Origin of the sequence: Cutibacterium nasicola, assembly GCF_051303185.1 — a bacterium.
GTDB lineage: Bacteria > Actinomycetota > Actinomycetes > Propionibacteriales > Propionibacteriaceae > Cutibacterium.
The window spans coordinates 280,964-300,208 of record NZ_JBPPGE010000001.1; the positions used below are offsets into that span (position 1 = coordinate 280,964).

The following is a 19,245-nucleotide window of genomic DNA, read 5'->3' on the forward strand; positions in this document are numbered from 1 at the left end:
TGTCAGACCGTCACTCCCACGAGGGCGGTATTGAGGAGGCGGCGATCTTCTCAGCGATGCTTCCAGGAACTTCCGCCGTAACGAGGGAACCATCTGCACGCCGCAATCCCGAGATCGGGTGCGTTCCACGCAGACTGGGACGCAACGGGCCCTGGTCGCTCAGCGGGACTCGAACCGACTCGGTGCCGATGTGGTACAGCTGCCCGCGTACCGTCACCTCGCGGTCATGTCCCGACAAAACTTGGAGAGTGAGCGCGTCACGTTCCAGCTTCACCAGCATGTGCGAGTCGCCGATGAGCATGTGGTGCTTGATGGACGTCCACTGGGCCGGCAGACGCGGATCGAAACGCAGGTTCTCCCGGTCATTGCGCATGCCCACGAATCCATGGACCAAGCAACCCCACACACCACCGGTCGATGCAACGTGCACACCATCCGAGGCGTTGTGGTGGGTGTCGGCCAGGTCGCAGTAGAGAGCGTCAAGGAAATATTCCATGGCCATCTCCTGGTGGCCCACCTCAGCCGCCATCACCGACTGGACCACTGCCGAGAGGCTCGAGTCACCGGTCGTGATGGGGTCGTAGTACTCGAAGTCAGCGAGCTTGACCGCTTGGGTGAATTGGTCGCCCTGCAGGAACAGGGCCAGCACGACGTCAGCCTGCTTGAGTACCTGGAACCGGTAGATCACCAGCGGGTGGTAATGCAGCAGGAGCGGGTGCTTGTCATCGGGGGTGTTCTTGAGGTCCCACAGTTCCCGCGAGAGGAATTGGTCGTCCTGAGGATGGATGCCGAAGGTGTCATCGAAGGGGATGACCATTCCTGCGGCGCACTCCTCCCATCCGCCGACCTCGTCCTCGGTGAGATCCAGTTCGGAGCACAGGTGCTCGTACCACAGCGGGTCCTCGTCCCTCATCCGCCTCATGACGCTGGCGGCGTCAATGAGGTTCGCCCGTGCCATGACGTTGGTGTAGAGGTTGTTGTTGACGACCGTGGTGTACTCGTCAGGCCCGGTCACCCCATGGATGTGGAATTCCCGGCCTCCGTTGATCCGCCAGAAGCCCAGATCTGCCCACATCCGCGCCGTTTCGACGAGAACAGGTGCGGCATCGCGGAACAGGAAGGTCTTGTCCCCCGTGGCACGAGCGTGGTTCATGATCGCGTGAACGATATCGGCATTGATGTGGTACTGAGCGGTTCCTGCCGCGTAATAGGCTGACGCTTCCTCGCCGGTGATCGTCCGCCATGGAAAGAGGGCTCCCCGCTCGGACAATTCTTCGGCTCGTCGTCTGGCCTGCGGAAGGGTGTTGACGCGAAATCGCAAGGCATTCTCAGCGATTCGCGGATGGGTGTAGGTCAACATCGGGATGACGTAGACCTCGGTGTCCCAGAAGTACTGGCCCTCGTAACCGGACCCGGTCACCCCCTTGGCAGGGATGCCGAGCTGATCAGCGCGGGCCGAGGCCTGGGCGATCTGGAAGAGATTCCACCGCACCGCCTGCTGAATACCGGCCGGTGCGCCTCCAACCTCGACGTCTGCCGTTGCCCAGTAGTCGTCAAGCCACTCTCGTTGCTCGTCGTAGTACACCCCATGTCCCTGCTCGCGGACTCGATCGAGACTGCGACGAACACGGTCGAACAGTTCGTGTACCGGCGCCCCTCGCGAGGAGTGGTAGGCGACGGCCTTGTCCACTCGGATGGGACGACCTTGGGTGGCCTCGATGCGATACACCCGCTTGCCGCACCCGGGCTCGGTGTCGATGAGGGAGACGTACTCGTTGTCGGTGGTGATCTCATGGTCAGCGCCCACCGCCAGGGTCATCTCGGACCTGGCCGTGTGGAACCCCAGGATCATCCGCCGGTCCGAGTGCCAGTCCTTCTCCGCAACGAGCACCTCGTCTGCGAATTTGCGGGCCTGACGAGGATCGTCGGTCTTCCCCGAGTTCTCAGCATGATACTCATCCATGCCGTCCTCACGATTGAGGATCTGGGAACTGATGACAATGGGAGCGTCTCCCTCGAGCATCGTCACCTCGATGCTCATGAGAGCCATGTGACGGTGGGTGAAGGACACCATGCGAGACGTCGCCACCCGCACCAGCTTGCCCGCCGGGGTCCGCCACACCAGTTCGCGACGGACCACCCCTTCGCGGAAGTCGATCCAGCGCTTGTACGACCGAATCTCGTTGACGCTGAGCAACAACGGCTCGTCGTCAACGTAAAGCTTCATGAGTTTGGCGTCAGGGACATTGACGATCGTCTGCCCGGTGCGCGCAAAACCGTAAGCATTCTCGGCGTGATGAATGTCCCAGATCTCATGGAATCCGTTGATGTAGGTGCCATGGCTGAAGGAGTCACGTCCTTCGGGCGGATTACCGCGCATGCCTAGATAACCGTTACCGACCGAGAACAGGGTCTCGGTCGTCCCCAGGTCATCGGTGCTCGGTGACGTCTCGACGATCGCCCATGGATCGTCAGGAAAGCGCCATCGATCCATCGGGTCGGCGCCCACTCGCGTCATGCCATCTCCTCAACCATCTCGTCCAGGTCATCGACCACTCGGTCAGCACCAGCTTCGCGTAGCCGGTCAGCCCCCACGCCACGATTGACGCCGAGCACCATTCCAAATCCGCCAGCCGCACCAGCGCGCACCCCCGAGACCGCATCCTCGACGACAACGCATTGATCCGCGGGTACACCAAGTAGATCAGCTCCACGCAGGTAGGTCTCAGGTGCGGGCTTTCCAGGCAGGTTCTCCTTCTTCGATCGGTTGCCATCGACCAGCACCGGGAAATCCTTGCTCATACCGGCTGCCCCGAGCACTGCAGCGGCATTGCGCGACGAGGACACCACAGCCATCGTCACGCCCCGTTCGTGCAGCAGGTCCACCCAACGGCGAGACCCCGGATAGGGCTGGATGCCGTCTCGGACCAGCACCGTGTTGAACAGGTCATTCTTCCGGTTTCCCAACCCGCAGATCGTCTCAGCATCGGGACCATCGGAGGGATCCCCCTCCGGGAGGGTGATGCCGCGGCTGGCAAGGAAGTCACGCACCCCGTCGTACCGAGGCTTGCCGTCGACGTAGGCGAAGTAGTCCTCATCGGTGTAGGGGTCCTGGGCCCCGTGTCGGGCCAGCTCCTCGTTGAACATCTCCCCCCAGGCACGCATGTGAATCAGCGCGGTAGGGGTGAGGACGCCGTCAAGGTCGAACAAAACGGCATGGAACTTCTCGTCGAAGGGGGTCGAGTCCATGATCCCATGCTATTGGTCGATGGCGACACGTCCAGCAGGATTGGGGCTACGTGTCACCACGTGCTCACGGCCCGGGAACGTATTCCCAGGCCGTCAACACGTCTGGCGACGAGGATCAGAACAATGCCGCTGCCAGCGAACGGCGCGCGGCTGCCACGTCAGGATCGGACTGTCCGACTATGGCAAAGAGCTCCAGCAAGCGAGTCCGAGCGGCTTCGCGCTCCTCATCATCAGTGGTGCGCACCACCTGGATGATCCGGTTGAAGGCGTCAGCGTTCCGTCCGCCCATGAGCTCGACGTCGGCAGCCGCCAGCTGTGCCTTGACGTCGTTGGGATTCTGCTGGGCAGCGGTGAGCAGGGCAGCGGGATCCTTGCCGTCCAACCTTCCCAACAGCGCCGCCCCATGACGCCCCGCGATGAGGACGGGATCGTTGGGCTCCTTGGCCAGCACGGCGTCATAAGCTGCGACAGCCTCGTCGAACTTCCCGGCCTCCATGAGCTCCTCGGCCTCGACCGTGCGCGGATCAGGCCCAACGACTTCCTCACCGCTCGTCTGGACCGTCACCGGCTCCGCGCGACCTACCATGGCACCAGCAGTTGCGGCCTGAGTCACCTGTTCGGTGATCTCACGAAACTGCTGTTCGTCGATCGTGCCCTGGGCCAGCGGTGCCAGCTTGCCACCGATGACCGCAATGAGCATCGGAACGGCCTGAACACCCACGCTCTGGGCCAATCGGGGCTGGGCGTCGATGTCGACGTGCACCAGCAACCACTTGCCTGCGGCCTCGTCGGTGACTCGACGCAGCACCTGCGACATCTGTTCAGCACCATGGGCCTTCGGTGTCGTGAACTCCACCAACACCGGGTGCTGCACCGACTTCTGGAGCAGCGAGTTGAAATTCTCCTCGGTGCCCTCGACCACCCAGGTCCTGGTGGTTCCCGAACCAGCTGGCGCGGATCCGGCAGCAGAGTCGGAGGAACCGACTGCGGCTGCCAGCCCCGACAGATCGACGGCATCATGACGATGAATCGAGTCAGAAGACATGTCCCCCATTCAATCAGACCCTCTGTGATCCACCCCCGCACTGGTGACGACCAGTGGCGAACTCCCTGATTCCCCACGGCGGCCTGCCGCAGCGCGCCGCTCGGTGAGACAATGGCCCTATGGCTCATGAACGTGCTGGGAAACCTGCCCAGGAATCTGATCTCATCGATGTCGATGCTGTCCTGTCGGCCTACCACGACATCACTCCCGACCCCTCCAACCCGGACCAGATGGTTGTTTTCGGCACCTCAGGTCACCGCGGCTCCTCCTTGGACGGTGCCTTCAACGACGCCCACATCGCCGCCACGACCCAGGCAATCGTCGAGTACCGTGCGTCCCAGGGCATCGCCGGTCCGTTGTTCATCGGTAGGGACACCCACGCCCTGTCCATGCCCGCGTGGACCACTGCCATCGAGGTGCTACGTGCCAACGGCGTCGAGGTCGTTGCCGAGCAGGACGACGAGTGGACCCCGACCCCGGCGGTCTCGCGAGCCATCATCGTCCACAACCGTCTGAGCGAGGGGCGCCAGGCTGACGGCATCGTCGTCACTCCCTCACACAATCCGCCTCGCGACGGCGGCTTCAAGTACAACCCACCGCATGGTGGCCCGGCTGACACCGATGCCACCGGCTGGATCGCCGACCGCGCCAACGAGCTTCTCGCCGATCCGTCGGGTATTAGGCGCACGCCGTACGAACGGGTGCGCGACGAGGTATCCCGTTACGACTATCGCAGCGCCTACTGCGACGACCTACGTAATGCTGTCGACCTCGACGCCATTGACCAGGCCGGCGTGCACATCGGCGCGGATCCGCTGGGCGGCGCCTCGGTGCAGTACTGGGAGTACATCGCCGATCACCTCGGCATTGACCTCACCGTCGTCAACCCCAAGGTCGATCCGACCTGGCGGTTCATGACTCTGGACACCGACGGCAAGATCCGGATGGACTGCTCCTCGCCGTCCGCGATGGCCTCCCTCATCGCCAGCAAGGATGCCTACGACATTGCCACCGGTAACGACGCTGATTCCGACCGTCACGGCATCGTCACCCCTGACGCCGGTCTCATGAACCCCAATGCCTACCTGGCTGTGGCGATCGGCTACCTCTTTGCCCATCGTCCAGGGTGGGGGCCGGACACCGGCATCGGCAAGACCTTGGTGAGCTCCTCCCTCATCGACAAGGTGGCTACTGATCTCGGGCGTCGCCTCGTCGAGGTGCCGGTCGGCTTCAAGTGGTTTGTGCCCGGCCTGATGCGTGGGGATCTTGGATTCGGTGGCGAGGAGTCGGCTGGAGCCTCCTTCCTCGACCTCGACGGCCAGACCTGGACCACCGACAAGGACGGCATCCTCTTGGCCCTGCTCGCCAGCGAGATCAAGGCCGTCACCGGCCGTTCTCCCTCAGAGCACTACGTCGATCTGGAGAGCCGCTTCGGCAAGTCCTACTACGCCCGTGTCGACGCCGATGCCAACCGAGAGCAGAAGGCCCGCCTCAAAGCCCTCTCCCCCGACGACGTGTCCGCCGACGCCATCGCTGGCGAGAAGATCGAGCAGATACTCACCAAGGCCCCGGGTAATGGTGCTCCCATCGGTGGCATCAAGGTCATCACCGGGAACGCCTGGTTCGCTGCCCGTCCGTCGGGCACCGAGGACAAGTACAAGATCTACGCCGAGTCCCTGCGTGACGCCGACCACCTGGCTGCTGTGCAAGCGGAGGCCCGCGAGATCGTCGACAAGGCCCTGCAAGGCTGACGCATCAACGCCATGAGCACTGCATCGCCCCGCCCGCATTCCAGCGGTCGGGGCGATGTCATCTCCACCACGATGTCGCGTTCGACAGGATCACTTGGGACACGCCAGGTTCGTCCGCAAACCGGCCACCTGAATGACGCGCTGGATCGTCAGGTCGCGATCCTCGGGGTGCCCGACGTAGTCGATCTCTCGCAGGCCCTGGTCCTGAGCCGCCGACTCGAAGATGAAATGGCCATAGCCGAGCAGACGACCGAGGAACGGCTGCTCGACCGAGATGTCGAGGATACGAGTCATGGGCATCGTCGCCAGGTGCTGGTCGAAGATGCCATGGACACGGAACACCCGCATGTTGGTGATGACGAAGCGGTCCATGTGATCCAGGTGGAAGCGCAAGGCTCCCCAGGTTGCCAGCGCGATTCCCATCACGAAGGGGATGCCCCACCACCGCTGCGCGAAGACCATCGAGATGAACAGCAGTGTCGCCAACGCCATGGCGATGGTCGGGGCCACCAGTACGATCCAGTGCTTGGGAACCTCGTCAATGACGAACTCCCCCTCGCTGATCAGCAGGTGGCGATCAACATCGGGATCCACGAAACGACGGATGACGTCGGGCAAGGTCAGGACTGCCCGCCCAGTGCCCTGATGAACCCGAAGAGGCCACTGAAGAAGCCACGAATGACGCGAGCAGTGCCATCCGGATCCGTGAAGACGTAGTACAAGCAGAACACAACGAGGAACACGACGACGATCGTGTGGATGGTCTTCTTCACGTTCACTAAGGCTCCTTGCTCGGCACGTGGCCCGGGGAAGGGCTCAGGGGGCACTTCGAGACCATTCTTGACCGAAATTTCTCCTCCGCACCACTCGCAACGCCGAACAGATCCCACATCCTCAGGATCCAACAGTGTGGTCAGTACCTCGCACCGCGCCCCAGGGACGCCCCCGGAAAAGATCGGTCAATCTCACGGCGAATACCCACCCCGGCTGACTCCGGCTTGGCCAGCAGTGCAAGGATTGAGACATGGAGAACTTCAACAATGATCCCTTTGCGTGCATCGACCACGTCGGTTTCGCCGTCAAGGACATGGACGAGGCCATCAAGTACCACTGCGACGTCCTTGGCTTCCATGTCCTCCTTCGTGAGAAGAACGAAGGCCACGGCGTTGAGGAGGCGATGATCGCCACCGGCGAGCGCGGCAAGGAGAGCACCGTCGTCCAGCTGCTTGCCCCCCTCGGCGAGGACAGCACCATCGGAAAATACATTTCCAAGAACAAGAACATGATCCAGCAGGTGTGTTACCGCACCTACGACCTGGACAAGACCATCGCCACTCTGAAGGAGCGCGGTGCCGTCTTCATTGGCGAGCCCTCCATCGGAACCGCGGGCTCCCGAGTCATCTTCCTTCACCCGAAGTACACCGGTGGCATTCTCGTCGAGGTCACCGAGCCCCCGGCCGGTGGCATGCCGTACAACGACTGATGTCACACCGTTGAGGTGAGAGGTTTTCGGGCTCCGGAGACGCTGTCTCCGGAGCCCGTCTCGTCCCGATGAGTAGCGCCGTTGTGATTCGGTACCAATTGGTAAAGTTGGAGTCATCTAATGGAAGGGGACCATCGGTGAGCACAAAAGACGTTTCTGACGGCCAATTCGACGAGGAGACCGGACTCAACCTCTTCGACGACACCGCCAGCGCGGCCGGTAGTTTCACCCATTCGATGTGGGGTTACGACCGTACCAGCGTCGACAACTACGTCCGGGAGATCGAGCAGCAGGTCTCGACCCTGAAACAACTCACCCGGCACCTACGTGGGCAGGTCTCTCAGGCCCAAGCTGAGGCCACCCAGACCGATTTCAAACGTCTGGGAGTCCACGCCACCGAAATCCTCACCGCCGCCGAGGCCCAGGCAAAGGACATCGTCGCCATCGCTGGCAACGAGGCCGAACGTATCAAGGAGGAGGGCCGTCGGGTCGCTGCTGACATGCGCGCCGCCGCCCAGACCGAGTCCGACGACATCCGTGTCGCCGGGCTGGCCAACCAGCGTGAGCTGCGTGACCAAGCTGCCAAGGATTCCCGAGCTTGCGTCGAACAGGCCCGTCTGCAGGCCCGAACCATCGTCGAGCAGGCCGGAACCCATGCCGAGGCCATCGTCACCGAAGCACGAACCAAGGCGTCGACCATCGATCAGAACGCCCGGGCCCAAGTCTCGCAAATCATCGAGAAGGCTCGTTCCGAGGCCGCCGGGATCACCGAGTCCGCTCGTCACGAAGCCGCCGAGATCACCCAGAAGGCTCGTGAAGAGACCGCTGCCATCGCTGCAGAGGCGCGCGCCAACCACGACCAGGCCATGGCGAAGATCAATAAGCTCCTCGAACAGGCCAGGGCTCATCAGCAGGCCAGCAGTGATACCGTCACCAAACGCACGGAAGAGGCCGACGCCATCCGTCAAAACGCGCTCGAGGAGGCCGAGTCCATTCGCAATCAAGCTGCCCGCGACGCGGAGAACCGTATTGCCACGGCTCACCGTCAGGCAGCCATGATGAAGGAACGCCTCGAGGAACAATACGCCTGGCGCAAGGAGCAGTTGGAGCGCGAGACTGCAGCCTTGCTGCAGCGCAAGAAGGCGGTCATCGCCCAGCTCAGCAACCTCAAGGCTCTGGCGGGAGAGGCCGAGAGCGCCTACCCCGACGCCGATCCGTTCGCCGAGCAGGCGGAGGCCGACCGCACCGAGGATGCCACCATCATCATCGATCCGAAGGCAAAGCCCCAGAGCGCCGGCACCTCGGCTGAGTCAGAAGCTCCCAAGGATAATCAGGCCACCCAGGTGCTCCCAACGGTCAAGGGTGGCAAGACCAAGAATGGCGACACGCAGCGCGACGTCAACGCTGCCCAGCAATCTGAGCCCCAGAACTCCGAGGATGATGAGTCCGACAATGAGAGGACCCAGGTTCTCCCTCAGGGCAGCACACCCAAGAAGTGAGAACTGGCCCTGGCATGTGAGTGGCCCCCGATCGTCTGGTCGGGGGTCACGTCTTTCCCAAGAGCCAGGGATGATCCGGATTCAGAACAAACGGTCTTCCGGGTGGTCCATGCCACGCAGGTCGTCATAGTCGACGGTGACGCACTCGATTCCGCGATCGGTGGCCAGGGTGCGCGCCTGCGGCTTGATCCTTTGAGCCGCAAAGACTCCCCTGACCCGGTCACCCAGCAGGTGGTCGCGGTTCATGAGCTCGAGATAGCGGGTGAGCTGCTCGACACCGTCAATCTCTCCGCGTCTCTTGACCTCGACCGCGACATAGACACCCTCGGCATCGCGGCACAGCAGGTCCACCGGACCAATCGGCGTCATGTACTCACGGCGGACCAACGACCAACCCTCCCCGAAGGTGTCCGGGTTCTCGGCAAGCAACTGCTGAAGATGGGCCTCCACCCCGTCCTTCTGCAGACCGGGATCGATTCCCAGTTCCTCGGTGACGTCGAGGATCTTCGGGCCCAGCAGGATTTGCAGATGATCTCCCGTCGGGGCATCAACCTCCCAAACCTCTTCGACCTCGGCGTCAACGGCGGCGGTGGCAGCCGGCTCGTCGGGCAGACAGGGGCGGGTCGTCAGGGTGCATGGGGAACTCATCCAGTTCAGTGGCTTGTATGCGCGGTCGTCAGCATGGACACTCACCGAGTTGTCCGACTTGACGACGATGAGCCGCTTTGCCCAAGGAAGATGGGCCGTGAGACGACCGGTGTAGTCAACCTGGCAGGGAGCAATGACGAGACGCACGAAGTCGGACTCTACCTGCACCTGAGCCTCAACCTCGAACGCCGTCATGGTGGCCGGGCGTGGGGAGCGCCCGGCCTCGGGTGGTGTCGTCTCCGGCACCACATGCGGCACAATGGGCCACATGGGTCATCATCATGGTTCGCGCAAGTGGCAGCGTCGACCCCGACCCCTCACTGCGGCCAGCCATCCCCATTCCGAGTACAAGAGGGACGGTCAGCACGTGGTACGCACGGTGCCCGCTGACCGAGCACTCAAGGTCTACACCTGTCCCGGGTGCCTGCATCCCATCCGGCCGGGGACCCCGCATGTCGTCGCCTGGCCACATAAACCATCGATGTTCTCCACGTCCCCGGTCGAGGAACGTCGACACTGGCACACCGGGTGTTGGAGGTCACGTCCATGAATGAGCTTCACCTGACCACCCTTGGTGACGGTCGTCAGGACGTCTACTGGTGTCACGGGGTCTTCGGGCAGGGAAAGAACTTCACCAGGGTCGCCAACGACCTCCTCGCCACCGATCCGGACGCCTACCGGTGCATCCTCGTCGACCTGCCGAACCATGGCTGTTCCCCCTGGACACAGCGTTTCTCCTACCCTGCCATGGCCGAGGCACTCTCCGAGACGGTCAGGAAGACCAGCGAGGACCGCCCGGTCCATCTCCTGGGCCACTCGATGGGTGGCAAGGTCGTCATGCGGACAGTTCTCGACAATCCTGATCTGGCGCGCAGCCTGACGGTCGTCGACATGGCACCGGTGGACTCACGTCTCACCCTCCTGGCTCCTCTCGTCCATGCCATGAAGTCCGTGGATCTGAGAGCCTTGACCACACGACGCGAGGCCGAGGAGCAGATGTCCGACGAAGTCCCTTCCGCGACGATCCGTCAGTTCTTGCTACAGAACCTGCGACACAACACCGGTGAGAACAACCGCTGGTACTGGCAGATGAATCTTGATCTGCTCGGCAATGCCTTGTCAGACATTGGCTCGTGGCCATCGGTCAATGCGACTTGGGACGGACCGGTGCTGTGGATCACCGCTGAGGAATCTGAGTACGTCGGTCCAGATCATTCCCAGGCCATGCACGAGCTCTTCCCCCAGGTGCGCCGAATTCGAGTGAAGAACTCGGGTCATTGGGTACACTCGGATCAACCCACAGTATTCGTGCAGGTTTTGGCAGCTTTCCTGTCGCGCTGCCCGGGCGATCCCTCCTGAGGGCGCAGGCTCAGCCCATCACCACCGAGCCAATACGGGTGTTGATCTTGGGAGAGCTCCCATCCTCGGCCAACCCCTTGTCAGCGATGTCGGAGATGCTGTCGACACCACCCTGATCGATGCTCCCGATGACCAGGAATGAGTCTGACAGCTTGGAGTCGCCATAGACCAGGGCGAATTGGGATCCGAAACGGTGTTGGGAATCGGTCACCAAGGCCAGGGTGCCCGCTCCGACGGATCCGCCAGTCTTGGCTCCCCTCTCGACCGGGTACGAGTACCCGGGTCCGCCATTACCAGTGCCGCCCGGGTCACCGCACTGGAGGTATTTCGTGTCCCTGGTCACCAACTTGTGGCACGACGTGTCGTTGTAAAACCCCTGCTCGGCCAGGGACATGAAAGAGTTGACGGCGCACGGAGCCGTGGCACGATCCACGGTCAGCACCACTGGAGTGTCATTGATCACCAAGGTCACGCTCGTCGATCCCGCCCTCTCGATCTGGTCGGAATGGGGCATGTCCACAGGACGAGCAGCCTTGCCGGTCACAGCATACCCGCACGGACCGCTGGCTGCCGCTGGTGTCGGCGTCGCCGTCGTTGCTGGGGCAGGGGCGGGACTCTGCTGGGCTTCGTGAGTGCTGGCAGGCTGGCCGGTCGCCGAGGGGGAAACCGTCCACCAATGATCGGGGGAATCGCTGACCCCGGGCACCTCTCCACTGGTCTGTGAGCATCCGGCAAGCAGGGAGAACCCTGCAACGGCGACCACGGTAGCTGCTCGGCGCATCTTCCTCATGTAGTCCGTCCTTCTGTCGTTTTGCAACGCAGTCAGGCTACCCAGCGTCACAACGGAATAGAGTGAGGACTCACGGGGTTGCATCAACCTGGACCTATTGGAAAGGAGGACACCCATGGATCAGCAGAGCGATCGCTTCAGCTGGCATCCCGGCACCGTGGGTCCCGATGAGGAGGTGTCCGCCCTCATCACCCTGGTGCAGTCGTTCAACGACACCGGGCGGGTACAGGCACGGGTACGTGACGCCATCTTCGCCGAACTCCCCCACCACGAGCTCGGAGAATTTGACATCGACTTCCTGCTGGACCACCGCGATTCCCGTCAGCCCATCATCTTTGACACTGACCATTTCGAGGGGTACGAACGCCCTCGTCTGGTCCTCCACGAGGTCACGGACCAACTCGGACAGGCGTTCCTGGTCCTCGACGGCCCTGAACCGGCACTGGGCTGGGAGACCTTGGTGTCCTCGTTGACGAACCTGGTGGACTCCATGGGTGTCCGTCTGACGGTCATCACTGATTCGATTCCGGTGCCGACCCCTCATACCAGGCCGGCCATGGTCACCCGATGGGCGTCGCGTCCCGAACTCATCCTGGGGTCCACCTCGCCGTTCGGCCGCATCCAGGTGCCGGCCTCCTTCCCGGTCGTATTCGGACAGCGTTTGGGCCAGACCAACCACGCCGTCATCGGCCTGGCGTCCCACGTACCGCACTACCTGGCTGACGTGGACTACCCGGAGTCGGCCCGCGCCCTCGTCGAGGCCTTGCGTGGCGCAACCGGCCTGGCCCTGCCCATCAACTCGCTGGCAATGGCCACCAAGACCGTTCGTGCCGAGATCGACGCCCAGGTCGATGGGTCCGAGGAGTTGAAGGCCATGCTTCACGCCCTTGAGGAGCAGTACGACTCGCGAGTTGCCCAACGTGAACTCGGCGCCACTGAGGTCACGGTCCCAGACGCCGAGGACATTGGCGCCGAGGTTGAGGACTTCCTGCGTTCCATTGATGACACCGACGAGTGCGAGGACGACTCGGACAGCGAGGACACTGTGTCCGGCCCGCGGCGCGGTAGCGATGGTGAATCCGACGACGACACACCTGATTACCACCCCCGTCGCGGAGGCGATTCGGACCAGTAATGGCAGTGTTGGTACCCAGCCATAAACTGCCCACCATGGACCTGGGAATCGACTTGGGAACCACCTACACTGCGGTGGCTTCTGTTGACAACGGAAATCATCCCCTGTTGCCCTTCCTCGACACTGACGGAGACTCTCACGACCAGTTGCCCAGCGTGAGCGCAGTCGTTGACGGGTCTGTCCTCCACGGCTTCGAGGCCCGCCAGGCGATGGCCGGTGGCGCTCCTGGCATCCGCTCGGTGAAGCGCCTGCTGGCGGCACCAGGAGTCGGCCCGTCGACCCTGGTCCACATCGGAGAGATGGAGATCCCGTTGGTCGATCTGTGGGCCGACTTCCTGCGCCATGTCATCTCCTGCATCGACGTCCCCGGATCTCATCGCGCCGTCCTCGGTGTTCCCGCCCACGCACACACCGGACAGCGTCTCGTGACGATGGATGCTGCGCGTCAGGCCGGCATTGAGGTGCTCGGCCTCGTCAACGAACCATCCGCGGCCGGGCTGGAATTCGCCCTCCGTCAGGCTCGAAACCTCAATTCCAAGCGCACCCAGGTCATCATCTACGACCTCGGTGGCGGCACCTTCGACGCATCCCTGGTGAACATGGCCAACCAGAGTCCGGAAGTCCTCGACTCCGTTGGTCTCAATGATCTTGGAGGCGACGACTTCGACGAGGTGCTGGCTGATCTGGCAGCCCATCGTCTCGGTGACACCCCCGTTGATCGTGACGAGCTCGTCGAGGCGTGCCGGATCGCCAAGGAGGCCTTACACCCCCAGTCCCGCAATCTCCTGGTCGACCTCGACTCGACTACTCTGCGCATTCCGGTCGCCGAGGTGGCCGAAGTGTGCCAGCCGCTGATCGATCGCACCATCGAGACCATGGATCCGTTGTCCTCCCTGCTCAACAGTACTGACTCCGACGTCGCCGGCATCCACCTCGTCGGTGGCGCCACGTCCCTGCCAATCGTTCCCCGCAGGCTGCGTGAGTTCTTCGGGCGACGAGTGCACCGTTCTCCCAATCCGACCTCGGCCACGGCGATCGGGCTGGCAGTCGCCGCAGACACGGACACCCTGGGAATCCAGGATCGTCTCTCCCGCGGTTTCGGCGTGTTCCGCGAGACTGAGTTCGGACGGGGGGTCGGCTTCGACGTTCTCACCGACCAGAGCACCCGACTGTCTGGAACGATGCCGATCACGCGAACCTACCGTTGCCGTCACAACATCGGTGTCTTCCGCTTCGTGGAATTCTCGCGAACTGACGCCCATGGCGGACCCGTGGGTGACCTCATCCCCTTCACCACGGTTGTCTTCCCCTTCGACGAGACCCTGCAGAACGCCGGAACCGAGCTCGACGTTGACCAGGTCGACGTCCACGAGGTGGACAACGGTCACCTCATTGAGGAGACCTACACCATCCTCGAGACCGGTATGGTCACCGCGACGATCACCGACGTCGACACGGGATGGTCCACCACCGTGACCATGGGGCGTCCCACGACGACGAGCACTGATTCGGTGCATCGATGAACCCGACTGACAAGCCATCCTCACTGCGCCACCTGCTGCACAGGCTGATCATCATTCGCCCGGCCCCGGGACGTAACAAGCAGGCAGTCATCCTCATCATCCCGATGGCCGTGTCCTTGGTGACGATAGGGCTCATCACCGAGCCGACCCATGCAGCCATGGGAATGATGGGGGCCATGGGCGCGCTGGCCGGCAACAGCAATGCCCCACTGTCGCGCGCTCGAATCCTCATCGGCGTCGGCATTGCAACGGTCTTCTCCCAATGTCTCGGCCTGTTGTCCATGCGGGTGGAGTGGCTCATGCCGCTCATCCTCGCCGCGTGGAGCCTCGTCGTCATCTGGGCGTGGCACGCTCTGCAATTGGGCCCGCCAGGGCCTCTCAACATCCTCTTCGCCGGGGCTTTCGGTGCCTACATGGCCAGCCATGGCTGGACGATCACAACGGTCTTCACCTCGACCGGCCCCTCCTTCCTCATCGCCGCCACGGTGTCAATGATCATCTGCGTCATCTCGCCGCACCGACCGGCACGGCTCGCCGTCAAGAAGGCCGAGACAGCGGTCAACAACTACTGCGAGCCCGACGAGGATGCCGACAGCCACGAGATTGCCCGGCTGCGCTCGGCAGCCCACGCTGCCATCCATCAGGCGTGGTGGGCATACAACGATGGTCACGCCTCTGGGGCCGACAACCCGTCGGAGAAATCTGAGCTCTCCCAGCTGAGAGCCCGGCTCGTCACCGCCCACATGCGCCTGGAACACGAGCTGAGGCTGGAGGCCTTCCCGTCCGCCGACGTGTCCCTTCCGGACGATCTGGGCTGGACTCCGCTGGGGCGGCCCAAGACCAGTTATCTGCTCCGGACAGCATTGGAGCGTGGTTCCCGACCGACCATGCTGGCACTTCGAGCAGGCACCGGCGTCTTCTTCGCAGCCTTGCTCATGATCGTGCTGCCCTTCGGCCATCCCTACTGGGCCATCCTCAGCGTGCTGATCCTCATGCACATGGACGCCACCCGATCTGACATGACCATCCGGGCCATCCACCGCGTGCTCGGGACGGCTGTCGGTCTGGGGCTCTATCTGGTCGTGGCAGCATTCGGGCCATCCGGGTGGGTCCAGATCGGCCTCATCATCGTGTTCCTGTGGATCATGCAAGCTCTGGTGACGCGCAACTACGGCATCGCCTGCATCTTCATCACCTGTTTCGCGCTGCTCATGACACCACTCACCCAGCCGGGCGAGATGTACCAGCTCGCCCAGGACAGGATCGTCGAGACAGTCGTCGGTCTTGCCGTCGGTATCATCACGATCCACGTCGTCGGTCGGCGAGCGCCAGTGCTTCTGGTGCGCAGCCAGTACCGTCGCACCTTGCGCTCGATGATGCCCGTGCTGCGGTCACTGTCAGCCGGCCACACCAACACCCCACAGGCCCAGGTGGAACGCAACCAAATGATCCATGAATTGGTCCGCGGGTCTGCTCTGCTCTCTGCTACTCGCCCCGACGCCCCACAAGCTCTACAGGACTGGTCCAAGGTTGATCGCACCGTCACCGAGACCGGCTACGATCTGCTCTCGGTGTGTTGGCACACCACCGACGAGCCCGTGCCGTGGGCACGCCGAGTATTGGCCGACATCGCGATCTTCATCACCAGTCTGCCTCCCATCTCGAATCAGAACCTCGATGCCCACATCGTCGCCCATGAGATGGAGAAGATCCGCCTCGACATGGTCGCCTCCCTGCCGGGGGTCAAGTGAACGAGTACGTCGTCCTGACGGACCAGGTCGAGGCTGAGCTGGAGATCAAACGCTCGATCTTCCGCACCAGGCTGGTCCGCGTCGAGACCGAGGAAGGAGCTCGTGACGTCATTGCCCGGGTGAGACGACATGGCCACGATGCTCGTCACCATGTCTCCGCCTTCGTCCTTGGATCGGATCGTCACATCCAGCGCTGCAGCGACGACGGCGAGCCTGCCGGAACAGCCGGAATGCCGACTTTGAATGCTCTCATGGCAACCAGTAGGTACGACCAACCGCATCTGTCGGACGTCGTGGCCGTCACGAGCCGGTGGTTCGGTGGCATCAAGCTGGGAGCTGGCGGCCTGACCCGCGCCTATGGGAACGCGGTCACCAATGCCTTGAACTCGGCCTCGCTACATCGTCGAGTCCTTGTGGACACCTTCACGACCCTGCTCGACCTACGCCATGCTGGTCATGACGAAGGAGTCATCCGAGCTGCCGGACACAAGGTCATGACGGTCGACTACGCCGCAGACGGGGCCCTCCTGACCCTGGCTTGCCGAGCAGGTCAGGCCGACCATCTGGCCGTCGAACTGGCCGAACTCCTGGGCCGTGACGTCGATCTGACGCCGCGGGCGCAGTGTTGGGTCGACCTCATGCACTGAAATGGAGGTGCCATGACGATGATTTGATGACCTAGGCTGACGACGTGCACACACCTCAGCCGCGCACCGTGGCAGTCATCCACAATTCGATGAAGACTACCAACAATCCCCAGTGGCGCCTTCTCGTCGAGAACAAATGCCAGGAGCACCTGGGGGTCAACCCGTACTTCCTTCCCACCACCGACAATGACTTCGGTCAGGGGTTGGCCAAGGACGCTGTCGCTGATGGTGCCGACCTCGTCCTGGTCTTGGGCGGCGACGGGACGATCCGTCAGGTCGTGGCTGGTCTAGCAGGCACCGGGGTCCCGATGGGGATTCTCGGCATGGGGACGGGCAATCTGCTGGCCCGCAATCTCAATCTGCCCCACACCGATCTGGCAGCCTCCCTCGACGCTGTGCTGACCCGCCCAGTACGGGCCATCGATCTTGGTTACGTACGTTTCGACGAGTCCGAGGAGATGTGCTTCACCGTCATCATCGGCATGGGCATGGATGCACAGACGATGGCCTCCACCCCGGACCGACTCAAGGACAAGGTCGGATGGCTGGCCTATGTGGTGTCAGGCACCCGAGCCCTCATCCAACCCGGGTTCCGGGCTCGCACCAGCGTCAATGGTCGCACACCCGTCGTCACGAGGGCTCGGACGGTGCTGGTGTGCAATTGCTCCGTCCTGCCCGGCGGAGTCGATCTCGTCCCGGACGGCCGCATTGACGACGGAGCCCTGGACGTCCTGACCCTGTCACCGCACGGGATCGTCGGATGGGTCGCCGTCCTCGACCACTTCGTCACCCGGCATCGCCACGGGCACCGGCTGGTTCGTCACGCCCCCTCACGAACAGCGCTCGTGACGTCAGGGTCCGGACCGGTTCTCGCCGAGGTTGATGGCGATCCAGTGGGCATGGTGACGACGATGAGAACACGGGTGGCACCCGGAGCCCTGCTGGTGCGGGCCTGAGGACTCGTGCCTGATGGAGTCAAACCTGACACCTGGGCTGTCAGGCCTAGACCAAGGCGTGAGCGAGGTCGCGTCCGCGATGAGCGGCGTCATCGAGGAAGGCTGGGAAGTCGGAGACGGCTTCGCCATCGGCGGAATCCGACAGGATTCGCACGACGACGAAGGGCACCCTGAGATGGGTCGCCGCCTGTGCCAGAGCCGCACCCTCCATCTCGACGGCACTGGCGTCAAAGGTGGTGCGCAACCACGCAACCTTCTCGGCCTGGGCGATGAACTGGTCGCCGCTGACAATGGTTCCGGCCACGACCTGGTGACCGCGCGGCTCCTCGAGAGCTAGCAGTGCCCCCAACACCTTGGCGAAGAGCTCCGGGTCCGGTTCCCAGAACGCTGGTTCCCCAGGGACGATGCCGATGGGATTACCGAAGGCCGTGTCATCGGCATCGTGCTGGCGGAACCTGTTCCCGACGACGACGTCACCAATTCCCAGACCGGGAGCCACGGCACCAGCAACACCGGTGAAGACGATACTGGTGGCGCCGGCCTGGACCATGGCCGAAGCCGCCAGGGCCGCATTCACCTTGCCGATACCACACTTCGCCAGCACCAGCGCTGTTCCGTCCAACCGACCGCGCAGCAATTCGCACGGACCGTCCAGCTCCACGACCTCGTCGAGGTCCTCGCGAATGAGACGGACCTCGTCCTCCATCGCGCCCATCAGACCAAGCACGTCGTCAAAACCCTTCGTCAGTCGCAGTCACGATTCGGGGGGACAGATGGCGTCACTCGAAAGGGGCCGGATCGCCGGCACCACGGCGTGTGATGACTGCTTCCCCGGAGGTGAAGTCAACCACCGTCGTCGGTTCGATGCCACAGTCCCCCGAATCGATGACGGCATCCAGATGGTCACCGATCTCGTCTTGAACCTGCCACCCGTCAATCATCGGAGACTCCTGTCCGGGCATGATGAGGGTCGAGGAGACGATGGGCTCGTCAAGGGCCTCCAACAGGGACAGGGCCGTCACGTGCTGGGGCACCCTGACGCCCACGGTCTTCTTGCGCGGGTGGAGCATGACCTTCGGTACATCACGGGTCGCCTTGAGGATGAAGGTGTATCGCCCGGGCACGGCCGCTTTGACGGCCCGGAAGACCCAGTTGTCCATCTGGACGTACTGTCCGACTTGGGCGAACTCACTCATTACCAAGGTGAAGTGGTGCTTGTCGGACAGTTCACGAAGCTTGCGAATCCGGTCCAAGGCGTCCTTGTTTCCCAGCCGTGTCCCGAACGCGTACCCCGAGTCGGTCGGGTATGCGATCAGGCCACCGTCGCGCAGGATGTCGACGACCTGGGTGAGGGAACGTTGCTGCGGGTTCTCCGGATGCACCGGGAAATACGTGGACACCTTGTCATG

General features: G+C 63.0%; 19 protein-coding genes. 10 read left to right on the forward strand and 9 right to left on the reverse strand.

Annotation, left to right across the window (positions count from 1 at the left end; translation table 11 throughout):
* Positions 1-10: 10 nt before the first annotated feature.
* The 3 genes from ACSJJT_RS01295 to ACSJJT_RS01305 form a co-directional block, all read right to left on the reverse strand.
* On the reverse strand, positions 11-2,518 hold the full coding sequence (locus ACSJJT_RS01295; protein ID WP_435916584.1) for a glycoside hydrolase family 65 protein: 2,508 nt from the start codon (positions 2,516-2,518) through the stop codon (positions 11-13).
* Positions 2,515-3,249, reverse strand: coding sequence for an HAD family hydrolase (locus ACSJJT_RS01300; protein ID WP_435916585.1), 735 nt, complete (start codon positions 3,247-3,249; stop codon positions 2,515-2,517). Before ACSJJT_RS01300 ends, ACSJJT_RS01295 begins: the two co-directional genes overlap by 4 nt.
* 115 nt (positions 3,250-3,364) lie before the next feature.
* Positions 3,365-4,303: a tetratricopeptide repeat protein gene (locus ACSJJT_RS01305; protein WP_435916586.1), complete on the reverse strand. Its 939-nt coding sequence runs from the start codon at positions 4,301-4,303 to the stop codon at positions 3,365-3,367.
* A 110-nt stretch (positions 4,304-4,413) separates the two neighbouring features.
* Here ACSJJT_RS01305 and pgm point away from each other — a divergent pair, with 110 nt between their 5' ends.
* Positions 4,414-6,045, forward strand: a complete 1,632-nt coding sequence (pgm, locus tag ACSJJT_RS01310; RefSeq protein WP_435916587.1) for a phosphoglucomutase (alpha-D-glucose-1,6-bisphosphate-dependent) — start codon at positions 4,414-4,416, stop codon at positions 6,043-6,045.
* Positions 6,046-6,135: 90 nt separating this feature from the next.
* On the opposite strand, the gene ACSJJT_RS01315 is transcribed toward pgm, so the two are convergent.
* Positions 6,136-6,663 carry a PH domain-containing protein gene (locus tag ACSJJT_RS01315; protein WP_435916588.1) on the reverse strand — a complete coding sequence of 176 codons (528 nt, stop codon included), beginning with the start codon at positions 6,661-6,663 and terminating at the stop codon, positions 6,136-6,138.
* 2 nt (positions 6,664-6,665) lie between these two features.
* Complete coding sequence (locus tag ACSJJT_RS01320) at positions 6,666-6,818, reverse strand: hypothetical protein (protein ID WP_435916589.1); 153 nt, start codon at positions 6,816-6,818, stop codon at positions 6,666-6,668.
* 251 nt (positions 6,819-7,069) lie between these two features.
* Here ACSJJT_RS01320 and mce point away from each other — a divergent pair, with 251 nt between their 5' ends.
* Together mce and ACSJJT_RS01330 are read left to right on the forward strand one after the other, a co-directional pair.
* Positions 7,070-7,528, forward strand: a complete 459-nt coding sequence (gene mce / locus ACSJJT_RS01325; protein ID WP_435916590.1) for a methylmalonyl-CoA epimerase — start codon at positions 7,070-7,072, stop codon at positions 7,526-7,528.
* A gap of 137 nt (positions 7,529-7,665) precedes the next feature.
* Positions 7,666-9,027, forward strand: a complete 1,362-nt coding sequence (locus ACSJJT_RS01330) for a DivIVA domain-containing protein (protein WP_435916591.1) — start codon at positions 7,666-7,668, stop codon at positions 9,025-9,027.
* Positions 9,028-9,108: 81 nt separating this feature from the next.
* Here the strand turns inward: ACSJJT_RS01330 and nucS are convergent, their stop codons facing one another.
* Entirely contained in the window at positions 9,109-9,870 is a 762-nt protein-coding gene (gene nucS / locus ACSJJT_RS01335; protein ID WP_435917009.1) for an endonuclease NucS, read from the reverse strand.
* 73 nt (positions 9,871-9,943) lie between these two features.
* On the opposite strand from nucS, the gene ACSJJT_RS01340 reads away from it, so the two are divergent.
* A complete protein-coding gene (locus ACSJJT_RS01340; protein ID WP_500861874.1) occupies positions 9,944-10,225 on the forward strand; it encodes an Rv1322 family protein in 282 nt (93 codons plus the stop codon).
* Positions 10,222-11,034: an alpha/beta fold hydrolase gene (locus ACSJJT_RS01345; RefSeq protein ID WP_435916593.1), complete on the forward strand. Its 813-nt coding sequence runs from the start codon at positions 10,222-10,224 to the stop codon at positions 11,032-11,034. Before ACSJJT_RS01340 ends, ACSJJT_RS01345 begins: the two co-directional genes overlap by 4 nt.
* A gap of 10 nt (positions 11,035-11,044) precedes the next feature.
* Here ACSJJT_RS01345 and ACSJJT_RS01350 read toward each other — a convergent pair whose 3' ends face one another.
* Positions 11,045-11,548, reverse strand: coding sequence for a peptidylprolyl isomerase (locus ACSJJT_RS01350; protein WP_435917010.1), 504 nt, complete (start codon positions 11,546-11,548; stop codon positions 11,045-11,047).
* 391 nt (positions 11,549-11,939) lie between these two features.
* Between ACSJJT_RS01350 and ACSJJT_RS01355 the strand changes: the two genes are divergently transcribed.
* Genes ACSJJT_RS01355 through ACSJJT_RS01375 form a run of 5 tightly spaced genes read left to right on the forward strand, consistent with a single transcriptional unit; the run spans position 11,940 to position 17,836 of the window.
* Positions 11,940-12,959 carry a PAC2 family protein gene (locus ACSJJT_RS01355; protein WP_435916594.1) on the forward strand — a complete coding sequence of 340 codons (1,020 nt, stop codon included), beginning with the start codon at positions 11,940-11,942 and terminating at the stop codon, positions 12,957-12,959.
* Between the two features lie 35 nt (positions 12,960-12,994).
* Entirely contained in the window at positions 12,995-14,482 is a 1,488-nt protein-coding gene (locus tag ACSJJT_RS01360) for an Hsp70 family protein (RefSeq protein WP_435916595.1), read from the forward strand.
* The gene (locus tag ACSJJT_RS01365; RefSeq protein ID WP_435916596.1) at positions 14,479-16,233 is read left to right on the forward strand and encodes an FUSC family protein; all 1,755 of its coding nucleotides are present in this window, start codon (positions 14,479-14,481) and stop codon (positions 16,231-16,233) included. Before ACSJJT_RS01360 ends, ACSJJT_RS01365 begins: the two co-directional genes overlap by 4 nt.
* Positions 16,230-16,880: an IMPACT family protein gene (locus tag ACSJJT_RS01370; protein WP_435916597.1), complete on the forward strand. Its 651-nt coding sequence runs from the start codon at positions 16,230-16,232 to the stop codon at positions 16,878-16,880. Before ACSJJT_RS01365 ends, ACSJJT_RS01370 begins: the two co-directional genes overlap by 4 nt.
* 44 nt (positions 16,881-16,924) lie before the next feature.
* A complete protein-coding gene (locus tag ACSJJT_RS01375) occupies positions 16,925-17,836 on the forward strand; it encodes a diacylglycerol/lipid kinase family protein (protein ID WP_435916598.1) in 912 nt (303 codons plus the stop codon).
* A gap of 46 nt (positions 17,837-17,882) precedes the next feature.
* Here ACSJJT_RS01375 and ACSJJT_RS01380 read toward each other — a convergent pair whose 3' ends face one another.
* A complete protein-coding gene (locus tag ACSJJT_RS01380) occupies positions 17,883-18,563 on the reverse strand; it encodes a 5'-methylthioadenosine/adenosylhomocysteine nucleosidase (RefSeq protein ID WP_435916599.1) in 681 nt (226 codons plus the stop codon).
* Between the two features lie 52 nt (positions 18,564-18,615).
* On the reverse strand, positions 18,616-19,236 hold the full coding sequence (locus ACSJJT_RS01385; RefSeq protein WP_435916600.1) for an L-threonylcarbamoyladenylate synthase: 621 nt from the start codon (positions 19,234-19,236) through the stop codon (positions 18,616-18,618).
* Positions 19,237-19,245: the final 9 nt, after the last annotated feature.